This is a genomic window from Bradyrhizobium sp. MI1.11 (genome assembly GCF_055811255.1).
The window spans coordinates 1-5,218 of the sequence record NZ_JBVVPM010000124.1 but is presented as its reverse complement, the minus strand read 5'-3'; the positions used below and the strand labels follow the sequence as shown (position 1 = coordinate 5,218).

Genomic DNA, 5,218 nt, shown 5'->3' with positions numbered 1-5,218 from the left:
CGCCGATCTGCGCCTTACAACGTTCATCGCAACCTCCAAACTCCTGGTGTTGCGACGACCGTTTGAATCCGCCCTGTCTGCACCCATCTATCATCTGAAGCGAAGAGCGAAGCGCCTGTCCCGCGGGAAAGGCATTCCGCTGCACGATGCGCTCGACCGTATCGCCGCGACGGAAGGATTTTCCGCCTGGAGCATGCTCGCGGCGAAAGCTGCCGCAGCGACGCCGGCCAACAGGCTTTTCCCGCAATTCCAACCGGGTGACCTGGTGCTGGTCGGCGCGCGCCCCGGCCAGGGCAAGACCCTGATGAGCCTCGGGCTTGCCGTGGAGGCGATGCGGTCGGGCCACCGCGCCGCGTTCTTCTCGCTCGAATACACCGAGAAAGACGTTCTGGATCGTTTTCGGGCGATCGGCGCGGATCCAGCGCAATTCGAAAAACTCTTCGAGGTCGATTGCTCCGACGTCATCAGTGCCGATTACGTCGTCAAGCAGATGGCCGCAGCACCGCGCGGCACGGTCGTGGTGATCGACTATCTGCAACTGCTCGATCAGCGGCGGGAAAATCCCGACCTCACCGTTCAGGTGCGCGCGTTGAAATCATTCGCGCGCGACAAGGGATTGATCGTCGTCTTCATCTCGCAGATCGACCGTTCCTATGATCCCTCGCTCAAATCCTGCCCTGACCTGGACGATGTCAGGCTGCCGAACCCACTCGATTTGAAGCTGTTCGACAAGACCTGTTTCCTGAACAAGGACGAAGTTCAGTTTCTCATAGCGAGCTGACGATCCCTGGCAGCCGGTTGAGGCCGCGGGTGCGGTTGTTCACCCGCGGCCTCGCTCCTCATGCCTTCTCCGGCGAGACCTCGAGCTTGCCGGCGATGTAGCGCCGCTCCTGGGTCAGGCCGCCAAAGCCATAGGCGTCGCCCTTGACCTCGTCGACATGCAGATAGGTCTCGTGATGCAGCGGGCCCAGGATCCCGGCCATGCGCTGGAACATCGCGGCGAGATAGGCGGCCTTCTCGTCCTTGGTGTTGGTGCCTTCGCTGACGTGGATGTCGATCCAGTAGCTCGCGAGCTTTTGCTCCGCGAGCGACTTGCCGCCGGCGAACCAGTCGCCCGCCTCCACCGACTTCACGATGATGGCGGTGACCTCAGGATCCTTGTGCAGGATTTTTGCGGTGAGCTCGGATACGGCGCTCGCGATGTCGGCCTTCAGCGAGGGCGACTGGCGGGAGGTGGTGTAGGACACGGTGATCAGCGGCATGGTCGTTCTCCTCGGATGTCGCGCAGGTGTTGCGCGGCGTTGGGGAGAAGCTAGACCCGCCATCGACATTTTGGTATCTTATCTCTGTTGATACTAGTGATAAGATATCATAATGACAGCAACGCTCGACATCGCCACCGTCCAGGCCTTCCTGCTGGTCGCCGACCTCCAGAGTTTTACGCGGACCGCCGAAGCGCTTGGCACGACTCAGGCGGCCGTCAGCCTCAAGCTGCAGCGGCTGGAGACGCTGTTGAGAAAACGTCTCGTCGAGCGCTCGCCGCGCGCGGTCCGGCTCACGGCAGACGGCGCGACGTTCCTCGATCGCGCCCGGGCGCTGATCGCGGCGCATGACCGCGCGCTGTCGGGCGAGGCCTCAGTCGCGCAGTCGCTCTCGCTCGGCATCTCCGACCATGCTGCGGGGCCGGAGCTGGTACCCCTGCTCGAACGCCTGCATGCGATGTCGTCGAACCTCACGCTCGCCGTCACCATCGGCTTCTCGCGCGAGATGCAGGAGGCCTATGATGCTGGCCAACTGGATGCGGTGATCGTGCGCCAGGAAGGCAGCCGACGCGGCGGAGAGAAGCTGGCCGAGGACGAATTCGGCTGGTTCGCATCGAGACGCTTCACCGTGCCAAAGGGGCAGCCTTTGCCGCTCGCGACGCTCGCCCCGCCCTGCGGGGTCCGCGCCATCGCCGTGCGCGCGCTCGACAAGGCCGGCCTCGCCTGGCGCGAGCGTTTTGTCGGCGGCGGCGTCACGGCGGTGGTCGCGGCCGCACTTGCCGGACTTGCAATCGCACCGCTGGCGCGGCGGATCGCACCTCCCGGATTGGTCGATGTCGGCCCCGCCAACAAGCTGCCAAAACTCGGCAGCTCGAAGGTGATGCTCCATTCGAAGGTCAGCGATCCCGCCAAGCTCGCGGCATTGCGCGCGGTGGCGGCCACGTTTCGGAGCGTGGCGGCGGTCTGACGCCGCTTTACAAGATCGCCTCTAACGCTGCGAGCGTCTGCTGGTTTGCGTCCTGCATACGGGTTCGCAATGTTGCCTAAAAATGTTCCAAACTCCGGGAACAATCCGCCACGTGCTGCGTTTGCCCCCGTTGAGGCAGGGTCCGGGAATGGTCGAGAAGTCTAGTCAGCAGAGGGACTTGTTCGAAAGCGAACGCAGTTTCCGGCTCTTAGTTGAAGGAGTTGCGGACTACGCGCTCTACATGCTTGATCCCACCGGGAGGATCACCAGTTGGAACATCGGCGGCGAGCGCATCAAGGGCTATTCGCCCGGGGAGATCCTCGGCCAGCACTTTTCCCGTTTCTACACCGAGACCGACCGCGCCAACGGCAAGCCCGCCCGTGCGCTCGGCATCGCGCGGGAAAAGGGCCGCTATGAGGAGGAAGGCTGGCGCGTCCGCAAGGACGGCACCTTCTTCTGGGCGAGCGTCGTGATCGATCCGATCTACGAGGCCGGCGAGTTGGTCGGCTTCGCCAAGATCACGCGCGACATCACCGAGCGCCGCAATACCCAGCTCAAGCTCGAGGCGATGCAGAAGCAGCTCGCCGAATCCCAGAAATTCGATGCGCTCGGCCAGCTCACCGGCGGGGTCGCCCACGACTTCAACAACCTCCTGATGATCATCAGCGGCAGCCTGCACATGCTGAAGCGAGGGGCCGACGACGAAGCCAAACTGCAGCGCGCGATCTCGGCGATCGAGACCGCCACCAGGCGCGGCGCGGCGCTGACCAACCAGCTCCTCACCTTCGCACGGCGGCAGAGCGTCAATCCGCAGGCAATCGACTTCGCCGACCGCATCGCGGCGATCCGCGAGGTGCTCGATGCCGGCGTCGGCAGCTCCGTGCGCCTGGCCTTCGACGTCAGCGGCGACGTGTGGCCGATCAGGACCGACGTTTCCGAGCTCGAGACCGCGCTGCTCAACCTCGTCATCAATGCCCGCGACGCGATGCCCGACGGAGGCACGGTGACGATCGCAGCGCGCAATCTCGTGCTCGACGAAGACCCCCTCGTGGGCGAATTCATCGCGATCGACGTTAGCGATACCGGCCTCGGCATTCCCTCCGACGTTCTCGACAAGATCTTCGAGCCGTTCTTCACAACCAAGCCGATCGGAAAGGGCACCGGCCTCGGTCTCTCGCAGGTGCACGGCTTCGCCCATCAGGCCGGCGGCACGGTGCGGGTCGCGAGCGCGCTCGGCAAGGGCACGACCTTCACCATTCTCCTGCCGCGCGGAGAAGACGAACCGTCGCGCGAGGCGGCGGGAGAACCGGCGTTCCAAGGCAGCGGCACGGTGCTGCTGGTCGAGGACAATCCGGACGTCGCCGCCGTCAGCATCGGTCTTCTGGAGCAGCTCGGCTATCAGGTGCGCCGGGTCGCGGACGCCGAAGCCGCTTTGAGCGAGATCGAGAAGAACGGCGTCGACTTCGTGTTCTCGGATATCGTCATGCCCGGCAAGATGGACGGGCTCAGCCTCGCCCATCACCTCCGCCAGATCCGCCCCGGCCTGCCGATCCTGCTCGCCACCGGCTACAGCGAGGTCGCCGCCGGCGTGCGCGGCGATTTCCCGATCCTGCGCAAGCCCTACGAGATCCACGAATTGAGCGAAGCGATCGCCAAGCTGCCGCGGTAATTCTTCAGCTACACCGTCGGCAACACCGAAAACGCCTCCCCTGCCCGGCGCAAGTTCAGCTCATCGACATCGGCCGTCTCGCTGGTGACGCTGTCGACGCGCGAGGACGGCGGGCCGTGGCGGCACAGCGCCACCATATCGGCGACGTGCTTCGGCGGCCCCGCGAACAGCGCTTCGACGCTGCCGTCACGGCGGTTGCGGACCCAGCCTTCGAGGCCGCACGTCGTCGCCTGATATTCGAGCCAGGCCCGGTAGCCGACGCCCTGCACGCGGCCGCGGATCATGACCTGGAGGATCGCCCGGCTCATCGTTTCAGTCCGAGGACATCGGCGCTGCGCGCCTTGACCTCGGCCTCGCGCGTGACGCGGCTGGTCAAGTCCGACGACGGAAGGCCTTTGAGATTCTTCGGCGCAGTGCCGTCGCGCAGCGCCTTCTGCGTCTCGTAGACGGCCTGCGTTGCGGCCGCGATCGGCGCGTGGCCCTGAAGCGCGATGCGCACGCGCTGGCCAGCAAGGTATTCGAGCACGTTCAACTCCTCCGGCGCGCCGCCGAGCACGATCGGCAGGCGCGTCGCAGATGCGATGGCCTCGAGCTCGGCGCGCGACTTGATGCCGGTGAAGAACAGCGCGTCGACGCCGGTGGCCTCATAGGCCCTGGCGCGGCGGATCGCATCCTCGATCGAGGTGACCGAGGCCGCACCGGTGCGCCCCATGATGACGAGCGAAGGATCGCCGCGGCCGTCGAGTGCCGCCTTCATCTTGCCGACGCCCTCCTCCAGCGAGATCAGCTGCGTCTTCGCTTCGCCGAAGCCAGCCGGCAGCAGCGTGTCCTCGATGGTGAGGCCGGCGGCGCCCGCCGTTTCCAGCTCCTGCACCGTGCGGCGCACGTTGAGCGCGTTGCCATAGCCGTGATCGGCATCGACCAGCACCGGAAGTGCTGCCGCACGCGACATCCGCCGCATCTGCTCGGCAAGCTCGGTGAGCGTGATCAGCGTGATGTCGGGGTCGCCGAGCACCGCGAGCGAAGCCACCGAGCCGCCGAACATGCCGAGCGGGAAACCGAGATCCTCGGCGATGCGGATCGAGATGGCGTCGTAGACCGAGCCGGGATGGACGCACGTCCCGCCCGACAGGATCGATCGCAGTTTTTCGCGGCGGGAACGAAAGGTCATGGTGCCCTCTCAACTGTTGCGACGCAGCCGCAACATACACCGTCATTGCGAGCGCAGCGAAGCAATCCAGAATCTTTCCGCGGCGGCAGACTGGATTTGTTTGCGGGGGGGGCCAATTACGGGGGGTTTGGGGGGCGCGGGCCCCGTGC

At 65.4% G+C, this 5,218-nt stretch carries 6 protein-coding genes; 3 read left to right on the top strand and 3 right to left on the bottom strand.

Annotation, left to right across the window (positions count from 1 at the left end; translation table 11 throughout):
* The first annotated feature begins 73 nt into the window (after positions 1–73).
* Positions 74–781 carry a DNA helicase gene (locus AC0L30_RS42265; protein ID WP_473406731.1) on the top strand — a complete coding sequence of 236 codons (708 nt, stop codon included), beginning with the start codon at positions 74–76 and terminating at the stop codon, positions 779–781.
* A 58-nt stretch (positions 782–839) separates the two neighbouring features.
* On the opposite strand, the gene AC0L30_RS42260 is transcribed toward AC0L30_RS42265, so the two are convergent.
* On the bottom strand, positions 840–1,262 hold the full coding sequence (locus AC0L30_RS42260) for a tautomerase family protein (protein ID WP_007603164.1): 423 nt from the start codon (positions 1,260–1,262) through the stop codon (positions 840–842).
* Between the two features lie 112 nt (positions 1,263–1,374).
* Here AC0L30_RS42260 and AC0L30_RS42255 point away from each other — a divergent pair, with 112 nt between their 5' ends.
* Both AC0L30_RS42255 and AC0L30_RS42250 read left to right on the top strand, forming a co-directional pair.
* Positions 1,375–2,229 carry a LysR family transcriptional regulator gene (locus AC0L30_RS42255; protein ID WP_473406730.1) on the top strand — a complete coding sequence of 285 codons (855 nt, stop codon included), beginning with the start codon at positions 1,375–1,377 and terminating at the stop codon, positions 2,227–2,229.
* Between the two features lie 148 nt (positions 2,230–2,377).
* Positions 2,378–3,898: a PAS domain-containing sensor histidine kinase gene (locus tag AC0L30_RS42250; RefSeq protein WP_354201860.1), complete on the top strand. Its 1,521-nt coding sequence runs from the start codon at positions 2,378–2,380 to the stop codon at positions 3,896–3,898.
* An 8-nt stretch (positions 3,899–3,906) separates the two neighbouring features.
* Here the strand turns inward: AC0L30_RS42250 and AC0L30_RS42245 are convergent, their stop codons facing one another.
* Together AC0L30_RS42245 and AC0L30_RS42240 are read right to left on the bottom strand one after the other, a co-directional pair.
* A complete protein-coding gene (locus tag AC0L30_RS42245; RefSeq protein ID WP_007603158.1) occupies positions 3,907–4,206 on the bottom strand; it encodes an acylphosphatase in 300 nt (99 codons plus the stop codon).
* A complete protein-coding gene (locus AC0L30_RS42240; RefSeq protein WP_473406729.1) occupies positions 4,203–5,069 on the bottom strand; it encodes an isocitrate lyase/PEP mutase family protein in 867 nt (288 codons plus the stop codon). Before AC0L30_RS42240 ends, AC0L30_RS42245 begins: the two co-directional genes overlap by 4 nt.
* Between the last annotated feature and the right edge of the window lie 149 nt (positions 5,070–5,218).